The following is a 15297-nucleotide window of genomic DNA, read 5'->3' on the forward strand; positions in this document are numbered from 1 at the left end:
TCTACCGATAGCGTTTTATATAGTCGAAACCACTTTGGGGTGGTGAAAGAAATGCCAGTGCTTGGATTCAACATAACCAAGGTCGAGATGGAGAAGAAGGCCATCGGCGTCCCTGGGGGCCAGATTGAGGTTAGGCTCTCGCCGAAGATTAAGGAAATGCGCCTGGGTGAGATACGCACTCCTACCGGAAAGATGAACGGTATTGAGGTTCTCTTCAGGTATGAGATTGACTACAACCCCAAGGTCGCTCAGGGTGTAATCGAGGGAATCATTCTGTACGTTCCGCCCCAGAAGGACAAGATGGATGAGATACTCAATCTGTGGGAAGATGAAAAGAAAATGGACCCGGTAACCTTTGCCGAGATCGTCAACTTCATAACCAAGGAAGTCTCCCCGATAATAATGCTCCTCGCGAAGGAGATGCGCCTGCCCTACCACATACCGCTTCCGAGGGTAGAGGTCAAGTCCTGACCTTTCTTTTCTTAACGATATATTCCCTCTGCCTCGTGGAGTATGTTTGTGACCTCTTTGAGCTCATCCCTTTTCAGGAGTACTTTTTCGGCCAGCTCAAGGGCTTTCAGGTAGTTCTTCTTATTGGTGTAGTACTCAATGGTATCGATGTCCTCCAGGAGATCTTCATCTCCCTTTGACGCCACGAACTGTTTGAGGATAGCCAGGCGGACCCTGACCCTGAACTTCAGATCGCTCCTGGTTTCAAGGGCGCTCTTGTATGCTTCCATGGCCTCCTTGATTTTGCCAATTCCTATCAGAGCTTCCGCCATCTCCACAAGCTTTTCGGCGGCCATGTCATAGTTGCCATTGGCGCGGTGGGAGCTTATTATCTGGTAGAGCATTCTGACGGTGTTTATTCCTATCAGCTTGGCCCTGTTGAAGTTCTTGGCAAGCAGATATGCGTACTGTGCCTTGACGAGACAGTTGGTGGTTCTATCAAGGTCACCGTTGGAATAGGCCACCTTGCTGGCCTTCTCAAAGTTCTTAGCTGCCGTGTCCATCATCTCAATGAAGTGTATATCGTAGCCGAATATCGACCTGATGAAGCTGGCGAGGCGGTAGAAAGCCTCTGCAGCACCCTTTAAGTCTCCTTTTTCGAGCTTCTCCTCTGCGATCTGTCCATAGAGGGTTATCAGTATCTCCGCGATCTTCTTGTATGATTCAATGTTGTCGATTATCTTGTAGTACCTGTAGGCGGATTCGTAGGCTCGGATAGCAATAGGGATATCGTTATTGTCCCGATACGAGTTGCCGAGGTCCTCATATATTGCCGCAAACTCTTCGGCGTATTTCATCAGGTTTCTTTCATCGTTTAGCGTCAGAAAGATCTCGAGAACGTTGGAGCAGTACTCATCAAGGATGTCCAGGTTAACCTCCGGTCGGGTTATCTCCTCTTCGATGAGGTCAATGTAGAGGTAGGCGCTCTTCAAAAGGGAGGGACGGGCCTTCTCAATCAATTTAGTTTTCTCAAGCAGAACATATCCCAAGTATTTGTAAAGTCTCGCAGCATCCTCCTTTTTCCCCTCCTCTTCATAACCTTTTGCAGCGCGAAGAACCAATTTAAGCCCCTCTTTAAGCTTCCCATCGTTGATTCTCTTGAAAGCGAGCTGTTCAAGCTCTTCTGGCCCTTCTAGCCCTATGTTGGTTGTCAAATTTCCCACCCCACATGATTCAAGTCAGGGTTTCGTTGGCTAAATTTAATGGTTTCAATATTTAAGCGTTGTCTATGCCCATACTATTCTGTACCCTGCTGCCTTTCTTAGTCTGTTCATCACCGCAAAGCCCAAACCTCTCTCCTCGATTCCTTCGGCGATTATGATGTCAACTCCCCTCTTGTCGAGCTCCCTTAGGGCCCTGAACAGGTTCCTGGCAACCTCCTCCTCGCTCGTTCCAAGATGGAAGAACTCATCTGCGTCGTATTGTTCTGTGGCCATAACTCCAACCCGCAGTCCTTTTTTCCTGTACTCATTAACGAGCTCTTCTATCTTTTTCCTGACGTTCTCTCTAGGCCCTTCAACGACAATGACCTGCGCATTCGGCGAGTAGTGCTTATACTTCATCCCTGGAGAGCGGGCGACATCGACGAGCTTGCCCCTGACCGCGGGATGTATCTCTACTTCTCCAATGACCTTTTCTATCTCCTCGAGCGGCAGACCCCCGGGCCTCAGGAGAGTCGGTTTCTCACTGCTCAGGTCGATGACGGTGGATTCCACGCCTATTTTTGTCTCGCCTCCGTCGATTATGCACTCGATTTTTCCGTAGAAATCATCTATGACGTGCTCGGCCAGGGTTGGACTTGGCTTTCCGCTTATATTGGCTGATGGGGCCGCTATCGGCGTGCTGGCCCTTATGAGTGCGAGGGCTATCGGGTGGGCGGGCATTCTAACCGCCACGGTGTCTAGGCCGCCGGTAGTGACCGTTGGTACCTCCTCCTTTTTGGGGAGAACTACCGTTAGGGGGCCTGGCCAGAACTTTTCGGCTAGGAGTCTTGCCTCGTCCGGTATTTCCCTCGCGAGCTTTTTGAGGTCATCGAAGTCTGCGATGTGAACTATCAGCGGGTTGTCCGCTGGCCTTCCCTTGGCCTTGAATATTCTCCTTACAGCTTCCTCGTTCAGTGCATCCGCACCGAGGCCGTAAACAGTCTCCGTTGGGAAGGCGACGAGCTTGCCCTCGAGTATGAACCTCGCAGCGATCTTTATCTTCCTATCATCCATACCGTCTCGCATATTGATTACTACTGTCATCCTCTCACCCAACGTTCACCGAGAAAAGGCCGTTAAAAACGTTGCCCAATGGCCTCGAGGTAAACCTTTTCAACCTCCCTTGCCACGGCCTCCCAGGAGTAGAGGCTGGCTATCCTCCTTCCAGTCCTTCCGGCCTTCATGTTGACCTTCGGTTCGAGGATTGACTCGACGGCTTTTACCAGATCCTCGAAGCTTTTGAACGTCAGCCCGTTTTTCCTTTCCCTTATTAGCTCGGGGATAGCGCTCACCCTTCTCCCAACAGTCGGAACGCCGAGGCTGTTGGCTTCAAGGATTACAAGGCCGAAGCCTTCCCTCTTTGAGGGCAGCACAAGAAGGAGGCTTTCTGAGAGGATTCTATCCACATCGCGGCGGTAACCCAAAAACCTAACGTTCTCCGGCGCTTTCCTCTCGAGTTTTCCCCTGAGGGGGCCATCGCCCACCACGAGGAACTCCCTATCGGGAAAAACCCTGGCCAGTTCGATAAACGTTTCCGGGCTCTTGTAATCTCTCAAGGTTCCAATAAACGTGATGTAGCGCCTTTGACCCTGCTTTTCCGAGAGAGACTTGACGCCGTTGGGGATAACCTTAACCCTGCCCGCTCCCAGGGAAATCGCCTTCTTTGCGAGCCAGTGGCTGACAGCTATTATAGCGTCTGCCGTCGCAAGCGTTCTTTTGACGTAAAATCTTCCAAGGGTGAGCTTCGCGGTGTGTTCTAAATCGCTTCCGTGGGCGGTGACAACAAGAGGCAGGTCAGTTCTCTCCTTGGCCAGAACGCCGGCGTAGCTCGTTGTCCCCACGAAGTGAGCGTGCACCAAATCAAAACCGAACTCGCGATGGAGTCTGACTATCTCCTTTGCCCCAAGAAGGGCAAAGCTCGTCCCCCTAATGCCGTAAACCGGTGGAACCCTAACCTGATGGATGAATTCTTTCTCGTTCTCCCTCGGTTTAATTGGGCCATAGGTAAGGACGTGAACCTCGTGGCGCTTTCTAAGCTCCCTTACGAGGTTGTCAAGGTGGTTTGCAACGCCACCGCCGTGGGGAGGGTAGTGTCCTACCATTAGAATCCTCATTTTGACCGGGAAAAATGGAGAAGAGGCGTTAAAAAGCCTTATGGTCTTCCTCTGTCCCGTCCTTCAGGCATTCCTGGGATCGGCCTCTTCACTGTCAGCTGGGCTATCTCGTTCTTTATCTGCGGAATCAGGTCATTGAGGAGTGCTGAGTAGTCCCCTCTATCCAAGGCTTCCCTTGCCTGGCTCAACAAAGCCTCGAGGTTGCTAACGTTATAGCCCTTCTTCTTGAGGACTTCCACCATTACCTGCAGCCGGAACAGCTCCCTGGTCATTTGAAGCTTGGCAGAGCCCTGATAGATGGTGTTCATCTCCCTGTATGCGCGGGAGATAACGAAGTCCGCGTTGAAGTTGGCCATCATTGCCAGCTCGTAGGCCTTGGTATAATCTCCCTCATTGTATGCCTCCCACGCGAGGGTCATCAGCTTCTTGGCATCGTCGAGCTTCTTCCTAGCATCTGGGATTTCAAGACCATCTAAGAGCGTCTCGGCACGGTGGGTCTTGTTCTGCACATCAACTAGAACCTGGTACGTTCTTGTAGTGGAAGGCATGGACATACTCTCGGAGGAGAAGTAATCTGTCCCGAAGCGCTTTTTAAGCCAGAGGTCAATTGTTTCCTTGTTAATAGGGAACAGGGGAGTTCTGCTGAACGAACTTGCGTAGGTGGCCATGTATCTGACCTCGGTAATCCTGTTGAACTCGTTCAGGACGTCCAGCGTGGTCTGGATTTTTCCTTCATCTGTGAGGATTAGAATGGGGATGCCTTCAAACTCATTTGGGAAGTATTCCCTCATGCTCTGATAGTTCTCTATGGCAAGAACATCGCGCCCGTTAACAATGACCACTGAAGTTATTTGGCTAAACGCCTCGGGGAACTCCTCCTTGAGCATCTTTATAACTGCCAGGTTCGTCTCGTACCTCGTCTCGCCGTACCAGCGCTCATAGGGTATCCCAAACTCCTCAAAGTCCTGAGTGTATTCCTCGGGTACGGCGACGGATCCGCCGATGATTATTATCCTATCGGGGTTTATCGTCAGTATCTCTGCACTCGCAGCCGGGTCATAGGTTCCCCAGGGGCTAACGACTACCTGGGCACCCAGGATTTCTGCCACGTTCTCTGCTATCGCCCTATCAGCCTCGTTGTCGCTCACGATGATTACGAGCTTTATATTTACCCCTGCGGCATGGACCCTCGTGATGGGGCTTATGATGAACAGGATTCCAATGAGCAGTGCGAGGCCTTTTCGCAGTATCACGGCTTTTCACCTGGTTTTAGTTTCGAAAGAGCCATATTTAAGCGTTTTTCACGAAACCGTTTGCCCGTGTTTGCGAGAAGAGGGAGGGGAAAGTTAAAAAAAGCTCCCCCGTGTCCTGGAAGATTAAAGGACGTTTAACAACGTTTATCCGCGTTTAAATGCCTCGTTAAAGGCTCTTTGGGCGTACTCTCTGAGGGCCATCCCTTCACTCCTGGCGAGCTTCTCGAGGAGCTTCTGGGCACCGCTGCCATACTGAGCGGCCTTTTTGTCTCTCTCAGCTATCCACTTTGGAAGGCCGAGCTCCACGGCGGCTTCCCTGAGGACTGCTTTTCTGATGCCATTCCTTATCTTGGCCTCGAGGGGCGTGTTGAGGGCGGTTGAAATCACCGCCAGATCAAGGAAGGGAACCCTTCCTTCCACAGAGTTCAGCATCGCTATCTTATCGTCCCTGGCAAGGTTCTTTTCGCCTATTTCAAGCAGATCGCTCTCCATGAGTTCCGGCCTCTCGAGGTATTTTGCGTAGCCGCCGAAGAGCTCGTCGGCTCCCTGGCCGCTTAGAAGAAGCTTGCAGCCATCTTCGTGGGCGAGCTTGGTGGCGAAGTAGAGCGGAATGCCTATTGCCAGATTCATAGCATTTGGTTCCTCTATGGCAAATGCAACTTTCGGAACGGCCTCCCTGACGTCATCCAGATCAAAAACATACTCCCTGAGCGGAAGGTCAAGCTCTTCGCTGACCTTCCTGGCCCATTCGAGGTCCTGACTCCCCTCGGCTCCTGCGGTGTAGAGGACGACATTCGAGTACCTCGATGCAATCAGAGCTATCAGCGAGCTATCCAGCCCGCCAGAGAAGAGAACCCCCGTCCTCTTCCCAACCCTGACCCGCACAGCATGGGTCAGCGTCCTCATTAGCGAGAGCTTTGCTCTCTCTCCGGAAAAGACCGTCCTTTTTAGTTCCAGTACGCTGAAGAGCCTTCTCCTTTGAAACCCCTCGCGCGAGAGGAGGACCAACTCTCCCGGCTGAACTGGAATTGCCTGCTCACCAATTGCCCATAGCACTTTCTTCTCCGAGGCGAAGAAGCCGTTCGGTGAATAGTAGAGCGGCCTCACACCAACAGGGTCGCGGAAGAGGTATATCCTCCTGCCATCACTGAAGGCAACCGCGTAGTCCCCTACCAGCATGCTCATGGCCTTTTTAACAGCTGTCTCAACGTTAAGGCCCCTCTCCAGGAGATATTCGAGGAGCCTTAGGATCACCTCGCTGTCAACGTCGCTCTCGAAGGAGACGCCCCTGCCCTCGAGGTAATTCCTCATGTGGTTGTGGTTGTATATCTCACCGTTATGGACGAGCACCAAATCGTTGTAGAATGGCTGGGTGTAACCGAGGGAACCGGTCATGGCCAGCCTGCACTGGAGGAGGCCGATTCTTCCGTCAGGAATTTCGTCAAGCCTCGAAAAGTCCTCCGATTTGAGCACGCCCCCATCAGTCCACACACCAAAAGAGTCCTCTCCCCTGTGCTTTCCCGCAAGAATCATCATTGTAAAGTGTTCCTTAAGGTTAGCGCCGATTCCTCCCGCTACAAGACACATGCTCTCACCCAATGAACTTTAAGACACAATGCCAAAAGGCTTCCCCCTTATTCCTTGAAAGAGTTTTCAAAATGGCAGGCACTGGCTGAAAGAATGCTCATAAAATCGAAGGGCCGGTGAACTATGTCAGGTCTCCGCAGGTGCAGTAGTGCTCGTAGGCTAGGGTTTCGAGCTCATCGAAGCCTTCGCGCGTTTTGGCTGAGATGTAAACAACCCTCGTCGGCGAGGCGAGCTCTGGGAGGACCGAGCACATCTTGTGGGCCAGAAGCCCCTGCATCGACGGGTCAAGCTTAAGTCTGGCCCTCAGATACTCGATGTCATCGAGGTATTTCCTGTATTCATCTATGTTCTCAACGATATCGATTTTGCTGAGAACTGGAACTGTTGTTGTGCCGAGGCGCAAATCGATCATGAGACCGAAGAACCTCACGAAGCAGAAGTCGTGGGGCTTTCTTAGAATGTCTGGACTGAAGAGGTAAACTGTGAGGGGCTCGGGAAGGTTCTCCATAAGCCTGACTCCGAATTCGTGGAAGAGGAAGGTCTCCATCTGGCCAGGCGTGTCGAGGAGGACGTAGTCGTTCCCCGTATCAAGCCTGAGAATCCAATCGACGTAGCTCCCAACTTTTGGGAGAAGCCTGTCGTAGCTCTCAACTATGGCCCCATTGGGCCCGTAACCCTCCTCCATTATCTCCCATGCGGTTACTTCGTCCCTAACGTCTAAATCAGGTTTGTAAGGGAGCCACCTGACTCCCGTATCGAGGTTCACGTAGGCGACGTTGTATCCGTTTTCCTCCAGATACCTCCCGAACTCCCCGGTTAGGGTCGTTTTTCCGCTTCCAGCAGTGCCCACGAAGGTCAGTATCACTTCCTCATCACCCTAGCCTTGAGGCCGGATATCCTCGCTACTCTCTCCGCAAGCTCCATGTATGCCTTAGCCCCCTCGGAGTTGGGCTTGTACTCAACGACGGGAACTCCTTCGAGGGTTGCTTCTCTGACGGCTGGATCCTCCGGAATAACAGCCAGGAGAGGTATCTCCATGACCTCCTCCGCGACGTCGGGAGGAATATCGTTATCGCTCCTTCCGTAGCGGTTGAGCACGAATCCGAGAATTGCCAAGCCGGCTTTTTTGAGAACCATTCCTACCTTCATGGTGTCCGTAACACACGATATCTCTGGGTTCGTAACGAGGAGAACTTCCTCACCGCTCAACATGGCGTTCATCGCGTCCATCTGAAGTCCCGCTGGGGAGTCTATTATGATGTAGTCGAACTTGTCCTTCAGCTTCCTTATCGTGTCCGGAAGCTTCCTGGGATCGGCCCTTATGACGTGCTCCCAGTCTATCGATGCAGGGACGAGGTGGACGTTCTCGTATGCCGTTGCGTAGATGGCCTCGTTTATGGTTGCTCTTCCAGCGAGGACGTCGTGAAGGGTTGTGTACGCGTCATCTATTCCCATGACGAGGCTCAGGTTCGCCATCGTCAGGTCAGCATCAACGGCACAAACGTGATAGCCCATTTTTCCGAGGGCTATTGAAAGATTAGCCGTTGTTGTGGTCTTTCCCGTGCCTCCCTTGCCAGAGGCGATGGATATCAGCCTGCCCATTATCCCACCCATCCTATTTTCGGCTAAACCTTTATGAACCTTTAGTCAAAACACCGGTTAGGGAAGTCTTATAAACGGATGAGAGTTTCCGGGACTTCTGAGGTGAGAGAAATGAGAGTGTTCGTTGCTGATACGAGTGTTATAGTTGATGGCCGCCTTACGCAGTTCCTATCAACGCTTGAAGACAAAGTTAAGGTCGTTATCCCTGAGGCAGTCATTGCCGAGATAGAGCACCAAGCCAACGAGGGCAAGGCTATAGGCCATGTAGGGCTTGAGGAGCTCAAGAAGCTCCGTGAGATGTCCGATAAAGGAAAGATACTCCTCGAGTTCTACGGCGAGCGGCCCGAGCTCTGGCAGATAAGTAGGGCGAAGGCTGGAGAAATAGACCACATGGTCAGGGAGGTTGCCCAGACGCTGAGCGCCACTCTAATAACCGGTGACCAGGTGCAGAGGGACATAGCCATCGCCAAGGGTATAGACGTGATTTACCTGACGGCCAAGAAAGAAGTCAGGCACCGCTTGGAGGACTTCTTTGACGAGACGACGATGAGCGTTCACCTGAAAGCTGGCTTAAGGCCGATGGCAAAGAAGGGAAGGCCGGGAGAGTGGAAGCTCGTTCCCGTTCGTGACGAGATTCTGACCGACGAAGAGCTCGAAGAGATTGCCGATGACATAGTCGAGCGCGCGAGGCGTGATCCAGAATCCTTTATAGAACTCGACGAGCCAGGAGCGACCGTCGTCCAGCTCAGAAACTACCGTATAGTTATTGCCAAGCCGCCCTTTGCAGACAGGATTGAGATAACTGCCGTTAGACCCGTCACAAAGCTGAGTATAGAGGACTACGATCTGAGCGAGAAGCTCCTGGAGAGGCTTGTGGATAAGGCGGAGGGAATACTCATAGCAGGTGCGCCGGGAGAAGGAAAGACAACCTTCGCACAGGCTTTGGCTGAGTACTACGCCTCCATGGGCAAGATAGTGAAAACAATGGAGAAGCCGAGGGATCTGCAGGTGAGCGACGAGATAACCCAGTACACGGCTTTGGCCGGTAGAATGGAAAAGACGGGAGACATACTCCTCCTCGTCAGGCCAGACTACACGATATTCGACGAGATGAGAAAGACCAGCGACTTCAAAATATACGCTGATCTGAGACTTGCAGGCGTCGGAATGGTTGGTGTCGTGCATGCTACCAAGCCCATCGATGCGATCCAGAGGTTCATCGGAAGGGTCGAGCTGGGAATGATACCCCAGATAGTCGACACCGTGATTTTCATCAAGGCAGGAAAGGTCGCCAAGGTCCTGACACTGGAGTACCTCGTTAAGGTGCCAAGCGGTATGAAAGAAGAGGACTTGGCCAGGCCTGTCATCGAGGTTCGCGACTTTGAGACGGGCGAGCTTGAGTACGAGATATACACCTACGGTGAGGAGATAAGCGTTGTTTCAGTAAAGAAGGAGGAGAAAGCACCGGCGCTGAGGCTTGCGGAGAAGAGGCTCAAGCAGGAGATAAAGAAGTTCCTGCCGGATGTCTACGCCGAGGTTGAGATAGTCAGCCCGCACAAGGCGGTTATTTATGCCGACGAGTTCGACATTCCTGCAATCATAGGGAAGAAGGGCAAGCGCATCACCGAGCTTGAAAAGCGCATAGGGATAAGCATCGACGTCAAGAGCTTTGCCGAGAGGGAAGCGGCAAAGCCGAAGGAGAGGATACCCGTCGATGTCGAGGAGAAAAAGAAAACGATAGTGCTCCGCGTTTCGCCAGACTATGCTAAGAAGCCGCTCAAGTTCTACGGCGGCGAGCAGTATGTCTTCACTGCAACGCCGAGCAAGAAGGGCCTCGTCAAGGTAAGCAAGAGCACGCCGATAGGGAAGGAGCTGAAGAGGCTCCTCGATGCGGGCATTCCGATATGGGCCTCGGCCTGACCTCGCCGACTTCGAAAACTTTTTATGGTTTGTTTTCTTCTTTTATATGGTGGTAATTAGTGGGTGCGGCTGATGTTTTGGCAACCATCGGTGCAGTGTTGTTCATCATGCTCATAGCAATGCCATTCATCCCTGGCGGACCTGAGATCATGAAGCTCTTTTTGGGGCTGCTCCCCTTAATCCTCATTGTGGTTCTCCTTGTGAAGGTCTCCGAACTGAGCGGCGAAGTTAATGCCATGAAGAAGGAGCTCGAAGAAGTGCGTGAAAAGCTTGAAGGGCGGAGAGGTGAGTGAATGGGAGAAAATTGGGACGGCATGGAGGTTGCAGGTGCAGTGATTACCGGTTTGGGCTTTCTGCTCCTGTTTGCGGGCAGTTGGATCGTCGGCTCTGTGGTCATTGCCCTTGGCCTCGTCGTGTGGAAGATGGGGGAGATGCGGCGGGAGTTCAACGAGAAGCTAGAATCCCTTAGGAGTGAACTGGATGCCCTTAAACGCTCCGGAGGGGTGATAGATGGCTAGTATTTCCACCGTGGGGTTTGCGATAATCGTTGTCTCGATCCTCATTATGGTGTATCCCATGGGATGGTTCCCAGTCCTGATGATGGTTCTGCTGTTCGCTACGGTTGGCTGGGTCATCATGGAGATTGGGAGCCAGATTGAGGGCCTGAATTCACAGGTCAAAAGTATTCGCCGCGAGGTGGAAGCGCTGAGAAGAAAGATTGAGGGGGATGGCTGAAATGAGGCTCATAAGGGATCTCTCCGTGCTCTTTGCGGTGCTGACATCGCTTGCGTTGATACTCTGGGTTCAGCCAGAGGAAAGGGGCGATGCAGCCTTTCTCTTCGCTACTGCTCTTATTGTTTTGGTCTTTCTGTTGCTTGTGCTTACGATGAAGGTTGAGCGCCTGGAATCAAAGGTTGCCGAGCTTGAATCCAGCCTGAAAAAGTTTGAAGAGCAGGGATGTGAAGGTGATGGTTTGGAAAGATAAGATCTTTTAGGCTCTGGCGATCGGAGGGTTCTTTGCTTATCTCTTCGCATTCATAGTCGGCCCAAGGGCCCTGATAATTGGAAGTGCTCTCTGGATCCTTGCCTTCGTCTATCTGGTGGTTTCTAGCATTGAAAAATGGGCTGGATGCCGGAAAGAAACTGCATGATGGCTCAGCTGCGAGGGTACTCATCATCCTGCCGCGTGGAGCGCGACTTCAGCTAGCGAAATTGTCGTCATCGCCAGCTTTAGTTCTCGGAAGCTTTTTTAACCCTTTTCCGAAGGCCCAACCATGTTAGTGCTGGCCTCAGCAAGTCCGAGGAGAAGGGAAATACTTGGCAGGTTCATTAAGGACTTCAAGGTAGTTCCGAGCAACGCGAGCGAGGAGTGCTCCCTGACCGAGCCGAGAGCTTACGCCCTTGAGCTCGCTAGGAGGAAAGCAAGGGAAGTTTACAACCGCGTCGGCGGGACTGTCATCGGTGCCGACACCGTCGTCTCCATCGATGGCCATATCCTCGGCAAGCCGGGAAGCGAGGAAGAGGCCTACAGGATGCTGAAGCTCCTCAGCGGCAGGGTTCACTGCGTCACGACCGGCTACTGCATAATCTACGAGGGAGAAGAGGTCTCGGGTGCCGTCATCACGGAAGTCAAGTTCAGGGAGCTGAGCGACGAGCTGATATGGGCGTACATAAGAACTGGCGAGCCCATGGATAAAGCTGGCGCCTACGGCATACAGGGGAAGGGAGGCCTTCTGGTGGAATGGATCAAGGGTGACTACTACAACGTTGTCGGCTTCCCGATTGAGATAATTATGAAACTTAGGGAGCTCGGCTTTAAGGTTTTATAAAAGCTCCGAGAAGAGAAGGTCTTCTTTTCTTCCTCCAGCCTTCCTGAAGACCTTCTCGCTCCAGCTTACGTTTCCGACACTCCTCGGCCAGTGAGCGTCGCTGGCGAATGTGAGCTTTATACCTCTTTTTATGCACTTCCTGATAAAGTCCAGTTCGGGAACTTTATAACGTGAGCTTATCTCGAAGGCCTTTCCATTCGCTTCGGCCAGTTCTAGTATCTCCCTCAGGCCCTCCTCGCTTGGATAGCCTGTGTAGGGGAAGCTCGCCCCAAAGTGGCCGATTACGTCAACGTTCTCGTCTTGGAGGGCGAGTTTAACAAGTTCGACGTGTTCCTCTGGCGTCTCCACCCACAGATGAACGCTTGCTATGACGTAGTCGAGCTTCTTGGCTATGTCCGTGGTTATATCGACTCCCCCGTGCATTATATTGGCCTCCACCCCGGCTAAAACGACGAGCTCGGCACTTTCGCTCCACTGGCGTATCTCTCTGACGTATCGGTTGAGGCTCTTTGTGGTGAGGTAGTGAATATGGTCGCTTATCCCGAGGAGTCTCAGCCCTTTCTGTTCGGCCGCGGCTATGTTTTCGGGAATGCTTCCGGTTCCGTCGGAGTACGTGGTGTGGGTGTGAAGGTCCATCATGTTTCAACCTAAGGAAAGGCGATTAAAAACCTTCTGGACAAAATATCCAACGTAAAGCTCAACCTTGAGTTTTGACAACCTTTAAATACCGCCTGAAACAAAATCTTCCCGGTGGTGGAAATGGTCGAGCGCTCCAGGGTTAGAGTTCTCGTTGCAAAGCCAGGACTTGACGGTCACGATAGGGGAGCTAAGGTCGTTGCGAGGGCTTTACGCGATGCTGGTTTTGAGGTCATCTACACTGGAATAAGGCAGACACCCGAGCAGATAGTGGAGAGCGTCATCCAGGAAGACGTCGATGTTCTGGGCATAAGCATTCTGTCCGGAGCTCACATGGTTCTCATCCCAAAGATACTCAAGCTCCTCGAAGAGAGGGGTCTGAAGGTGAACGAGGACGTTCTTGTCATTGCCGGTGGAATAATTCCGCCCGACGACGCAGAGGAACTTGAAAAGATGGGCGTTGCCAAGGTCTTTGGCCCCGGCAGTCCAATAAGTGAAATCATAAAGTTCATCGACGAGAATGTTCCTAAGCTCAAGAAGTTCTCGAGCTAAGCCAACCTTTATAATTTCTTTCTGGATAATTTGTCCGAGTGGTGACGATGATAGACGACCTGATCGAACGCATGCTCCAGGGCGATAAGCGCGCCACGGCTAGGCTGATAACCCTCGTGGAAAACGACGAGGAGAAAGCTAGAGAAGTAATCAAAAAGATCTACCCTTACACGGGCAATGCTTATATCGTCGGTATCACCGGCCCTCCCGGAGCTGGAAAATCGACTCTTCTCGACAAGCTGATCAGGGTCGCGAGGGAGGAAGGCAAAGTTGTCGGCGTCATAGCCATTGATCCAACCTCACCTTTCACCGGCGGCGCTCTGCTCGGCGACAGGATAAGGATGCAGAGGCACTCAACCGACCCGGGCGTTTTCATCAGGAGCATGGCCACACGCGGCTCCCTAGGTGGACTGGCCAAGGCCACGAGTGACGCGATAAAGGTGCTCGATGCTTACGGCTGCGACGTTATTTTCGTTGAGACGGTTGGCGTAGGCCAGATAGAGATTGACATCGTCAAAACTGCTGATACGGTCGTTCTCGTTACGGTCCCAGGTCTGGGCGACGACATACAGGCGATTAAGGCTGGCCTTATGGAGATAGCGGACGTTTTCGTTATAAACAAGGCCGACAAAGAGGGGGCAGATGCCACTTACTTCGAACTTAATCTGATGCTCGACCTCGAGAAGGAGCGCTGGGAGAAGCGCGGCTGGAGGCCGCCGATAGTCGAGACCGTGGCGACGACAATGAGAGGCATAAGAGACCTCTGGAAGGCAATAAAAGATCACCATGAGTTCCTCGAAAGGAGCGGCGAAATAGAGCGCAAGAGGAAGTTCCGTGCCGAAGAAGAGGTTAAGACTATAATCTCTGGCAGAATAGCGAAGATGATAAGTGAGCGGCTCGACGAGGAAGAGGTTTCGGGCCTGATAGATAAAATTGTGAAGCGGGAGATAGACCCGTACTCTGCCGCGGATTTGGTTCTTGAAAAAACTCTGGGGGTGAGGGTATGATAAAGAAAATTGACCACGTTGGTATTGCAGTGAAGAACCTTGAAGAGGCCATAAAGATCTGGGAAGGTTTCGGCCTCAAGGTCGAGGAGATTGAAGAAGTGCCGGATCAGAAGGTTAGAACTGCGATAATCCACGTCGGCGAGAGCAGGATCGAGCTTCTGGAGCCAACGGCCGAGGACTCCCCAATAGCCAAGTTCATTGCCAAGCGTAGTGAAGGCATACACCACATAGCACTCGGCGTTGAAAACATAGAGGAGCACCTTGCAAAGCTGAAGGAAGCGGGTTACAGACTGATCGACGAACAGCCCAGAATCGGTGCAGGTGGTGCGAAAATCGCATTCATACATCCAAAGGCTGTAACGGGCGTTTTGCTCGAACTCTGTGAGAGAAAGGGAGATTGATTAGGCATAGGATTCAAGAATTTCCAATCTTTTGTTATTTTTCCAGGAGTTAGCTGAACCAAATGACTTGTTGTGAAATTTTTTATCCGACTCACAGTAACATTTATATAGGGCATACCGAACTTGCGTTGGTCATGCCTTAATCCTGATGTATCAAGTAATCTGCGTGAAGTGGTGGTTATGTTACTAAAGGGGAGGCCCCTACGAATCGGGTCAAGAATAATGGATTATCGACGGCTTAATGATATACTCATAAAAGACGCGAATCGTAAAAAAATACTCATAACCCGGAGGCCCCCCTTTGAAATCCAAGGACACAACGTCCACCAGATATGGCTCGCCAAGGTGTCCCATCCCAATGCGGTTCATCCCTCGAGGCTTCATGTGATCGAACAGACGGTCTGGGAGCATCTTCAGCAGGAGGAGGCAGATGTTGTTCTCGATGCTGTTGAGTATCTCATAATTGAGAATGGTGTTGAACCAACCCTCCGCTTTGTTAGCAAGCTGCGTGATATAGCTCTTCTCATGAATTCGGACTTCTATGTGACCGTTGGTGATGGTTTGGACGACAGGGTTCTCAACATCCTCAAGAGGATTGTCGAGTAGCTGACCTCCTCCCTGCCTTGATGGGTGCGGGTTCTTCTCGGGAGTCATAACCCCAACCTATCAAGGAGGTTCATTGGT

The 15297-nt window shown here is 51.9% G+C and carries 19 protein-coding genes; 11 read left to right on the top strand and 8 right to left on the bottom strand.

Features of this window, described 5'->3' with window-relative positions; genetic code table 11:
* Positions 1-51: 51 nt before the first annotated feature.
* A complete protein-coding gene (locus tag E3E26_RS08250) occupies positions 52-471 on the top strand; it encodes a hypothetical protein (RefSeq protein WP_167901022.1) in 420 nt (139 codons plus the stop codon).
* 11 nt (positions 472-482) lie between these two features.
* On the opposite strand, the gene E3E26_RS08255 is transcribed toward E3E26_RS08250, so the two are convergent.
* The 7 genes from E3E26_RS08255 to minD form a co-directional block, all read right to left on the bottom strand.
* On the bottom strand, positions 483-1664 hold the full coding sequence (locus tag E3E26_RS08255; RefSeq protein WP_167900868.1) for a hypothetical protein: 1182 nt from the start codon (positions 1662-1664) through the stop codon (positions 483-485).
* Positions 1665-1736: 72 nt separating this feature from the next.
* Positions 1737-2756, bottom strand: a complete 1020-nt coding sequence (locus E3E26_RS08260) for an L-threonylcarbamoyladenylate synthase (protein WP_167901023.1) — start codon at positions 2754-2756, stop codon at positions 1737-1739.
* 32 nt (positions 2757-2788) lie between these two features.
* Positions 2789-3826 carry a glycosyltransferase family 4 protein gene (locus E3E26_RS08265; protein WP_167900869.1) on the bottom strand — a complete coding sequence of 346 codons (1038 nt, stop codon included), beginning with the start codon at positions 3824-3826 and terminating at the stop codon, positions 2789-2791.
* 38 nt (positions 3827-3864) lie between these two features.
* A complete protein-coding gene (locus E3E26_RS08270; protein ID WP_167900870.1) occupies positions 3865-5079 on the bottom strand; it encodes a hypothetical protein in 1215 nt (404 codons plus the stop codon).
* Between the two features lie 144 nt (positions 5080-5223).
* Complete coding sequence (asnB, locus tag E3E26_RS08275; RefSeq protein ID WP_167900871.1) at positions 5224-6666, bottom strand: asparagine synthase (glutamine-hydrolyzing); 1443 nt, start codon at positions 6664-6666, stop codon at positions 5224-5226.
* A gap of 121 nt (positions 6667-6787) precedes the next feature.
* Positions 6788-7531 (bottom strand): ATP/GTP-binding protein, encoded by a 744-nt coding sequence (locus E3E26_RS08280; protein WP_167900872.1) that lies wholly within the window; start codon positions 7529-7531, stop codon positions 6788-6790.
* Positions 7528-8268, bottom strand: a complete 741-nt coding sequence (minD, locus tag E3E26_RS08285) for a cell division ATPase MinD (protein ID WP_167901024.1) — start codon at positions 8266-8268, stop codon at positions 7528-7530. Before minD ends, E3E26_RS08280 begins: the two co-directional genes overlap by 4 nt.
* Positions 8269-8379: 111 nt before the next feature.
* On the opposite strand from minD, the gene E3E26_RS08290 reads away from it, so the two are divergent.
* From E3E26_RS08290 to E3E26_RS08315, 6 genes are all read left to right on the top strand, one after another.
* Positions 8380-10188 (top strand): PINc/VapC family ATPase, encoded by a 1809-nt coding sequence (locus tag E3E26_RS08290; protein WP_167900873.1) that lies wholly within the window; start codon positions 8380-8382, stop codon positions 10186-10188.
* A gap of 59 nt (positions 10189-10247) precedes the next feature.
* A complete protein-coding gene (locus E3E26_RS08295) occupies positions 10248-10481 on the top strand; it encodes a hypothetical protein (RefSeq protein WP_167900874.1) in 234 nt (77 codons plus the stop codon).
* Positions 10482-10706, top strand: a complete 225-nt coding sequence (locus E3E26_RS08300) for a hypothetical protein (RefSeq protein ID WP_167900875.1) — start codon at positions 10482-10484, stop codon at positions 10704-10706.
* The gene (locus E3E26_RS08305; RefSeq protein WP_167900876.1) at positions 10699-10923 is read left to right on the top strand and encodes an FHIPEP family type III secretion protein; all 225 of its coding nucleotides are present in this window, start codon (positions 10699-10701) and stop codon (positions 10921-10923) included. The genes E3E26_RS08300 and E3E26_RS08305 overlap by 8 nt, the downstream gene beginning before the upstream one ends.
* Positions 10916-11173, top strand: coding sequence for a hypothetical protein (locus E3E26_RS08310; RefSeq protein ID WP_167900877.1), 258 nt, complete (start codon positions 10916-10918; stop codon positions 11171-11173). The genes E3E26_RS08305 and E3E26_RS08310 overlap by 8 nt, the downstream gene beginning before the upstream one ends.
* A gap of 289 nt (positions 11174-11462) precedes the next feature.
* The gene (locus E3E26_RS08315; RefSeq protein ID WP_167900878.1) at positions 11463-12017 is read left to right on the top strand and encodes a Maf-like protein; all 555 of its coding nucleotides are present in this window, start codon (positions 11463-11465) and stop codon (positions 12015-12017) included.
* Here E3E26_RS08315 and E3E26_RS08320 read toward each other — a convergent pair.
* Positions 12012-12653, bottom strand: coding sequence for a PHP domain-containing protein (locus E3E26_RS08320; RefSeq protein WP_304940785.1), 642 nt, complete (start codon positions 12651-12653; stop codon positions 12012-12014). The genes E3E26_RS08315 and E3E26_RS08320 overlap by 6 nt on opposite strands.
* A 123-nt stretch (positions 12654-12776) precedes the next feature.
* Here E3E26_RS08320 and E3E26_RS08325 point away from each other — a divergent pair, with 123 nt between their 5' ends.
* From E3E26_RS08325 to E3E26_RS08340, 4 genes are all read left to right on the top strand, one after another.
* Complete coding sequence (locus E3E26_RS08325; protein ID WP_167901025.1) at positions 12777-13205, top strand: cobalamin B12-binding domain-containing protein; 429 nt, start codon at positions 12777-12779, stop codon at positions 13203-13205.
* 47 nt (positions 13206-13252) lie between these two features.
* A complete protein-coding gene (gene meaB / locus E3E26_RS08330; protein ID WP_167901026.1) occupies positions 13253-14212 on the top strand; it encodes a methylmalonyl Co-A mutase-associated GTPase MeaB in 960 nt (319 codons plus the stop codon).
* A complete protein-coding gene (mce, locus tag E3E26_RS08335) occupies positions 14209-14613 on the top strand; it encodes a methylmalonyl-CoA epimerase (protein WP_167900880.1) in 405 nt (134 codons plus the stop codon). Before meaB ends, mce begins: the two co-directional genes overlap by 4 nt.
* Positions 14614-14835: 222 nt before the next feature.
* Positions 14836-15219, top strand: a complete 384-nt coding sequence (locus tag E3E26_RS08340; protein WP_167900881.1) for a DUF835 domain-containing protein — start codon at positions 14836-14838, stop codon at positions 15217-15219.
* Positions 15220-15297: the final 78 nt, after the last annotated feature.

The sequence above is a fragment of the Thermococcus sp. LS1 genome (genome assembly GCF_012027395.1).
Classification (GTDB): domain Archaea; phylum Methanobacteriota_B; class Thermococci; order Thermococcales; family Thermococcaceae; genus Thermococcus.

What these genes read in the sequence shown, in the direction of transcription:
- E3E26_RS08250 (WP_167901022.1), top strand. Translation starts at nt 52, where the DNA reads ATGCCAGTGCTTGGATTCAACATAACCAAGGTCGAGATGGAGAAGAAG.
- E3E26_RS08260 (WP_167901023.1), bottom strand. Translation starts at nt 2,756, where the DNA reads ATGACAGTAGTAATCAATATGCGAGACGGTATGGATGATAGGAAGATA.
- E3E26_RS08265 (WP_167900869.1), bottom strand. Translation starts at nt 3,826, where the DNA reads ATGAGGATTCTAATGGTAGGACACTACCCTCCCCACGGCGGTGGCGTT.
- asnB (WP_167900871.1), bottom strand. Translation starts at nt 6,666, where the DNA reads ATGTGTCTTGTAGCGGGAGGAATCGGCGCTAACCTTAAGGAACACTTT.
- minD (WP_167901024.1), bottom strand. Translation starts at nt 8,268, where the DNA reads ATGGGCAGGCTGATATCCATCGCCTCTGGCAAGGGAGGCACGGGAAAG.
- E3E26_RS08290 (WP_167900873.1), top strand. Translation starts at nt 8,380, where the DNA reads ATGAGAGTGTTCGTTGCTGATACGAGTGTTATAGTTGATGGCCGCCTT.
- E3E26_RS08300 (WP_167900875.1), top strand. Translation starts at nt 10,482, where the DNA reads ATGGGAGAAAATTGGGACGGCATGGAGGTTGCAGGTGCAGTGATTACC.
- E3E26_RS08305 (WP_167900876.1), top strand. Translation starts at nt 10,699, where the DNA reads ATGGCTAGTATTTCCACCGTGGGGTTTGCGATAATCGTTGTCTCGATC.
- E3E26_RS08310 (WP_167900877.1), top strand. Translation starts at nt 10,916, where the DNA reads ATGGCTGAAATGAGGCTCATAAGGGATCTCTCCGTGCTCTTTGCGGTG.
- E3E26_RS08315 (WP_167900878.1), top strand. Translation starts at nt 11,463, where the DNA reads ATGTTAGTGCTGGCCTCAGCAAGTCCGAGGAGAAGGGAAATACTTGGC.
- E3E26_RS08320 (WP_304940785.1), bottom strand. Translation starts at nt 12,653, where the DNA reads ATGGACCTTCACACCCACACCACGTACTCCGACGGAACCGGAAGCATT.
- E3E26_RS08325 (WP_167901025.1), top strand. Translation starts at nt 12,777, where the DNA reads ATGGTCGAGCGCTCCAGGGTTAGAGTTCTCGTTGCAAAGCCAGGACTT.
- meaB (WP_167901026.1), top strand. Translation starts at nt 13,253, where the DNA reads ATGATAGACGACCTGATCGAACGCATGCTCCAGGGCGATAAGCGCGCC.
- mce (WP_167900880.1), top strand. Translation starts at nt 14,209, where the DNA reads ATGATAAAGAAAATTGACCACGTTGGTATTGCAGTGAAGAACCTTGAA.
- E3E26_RS08340 (WP_167900881.1), top strand. Translation starts at nt 14,836, where the DNA reads ATGGATTATCGACGGCTTAATGATATACTCATAAAAGACGCGAATCGT.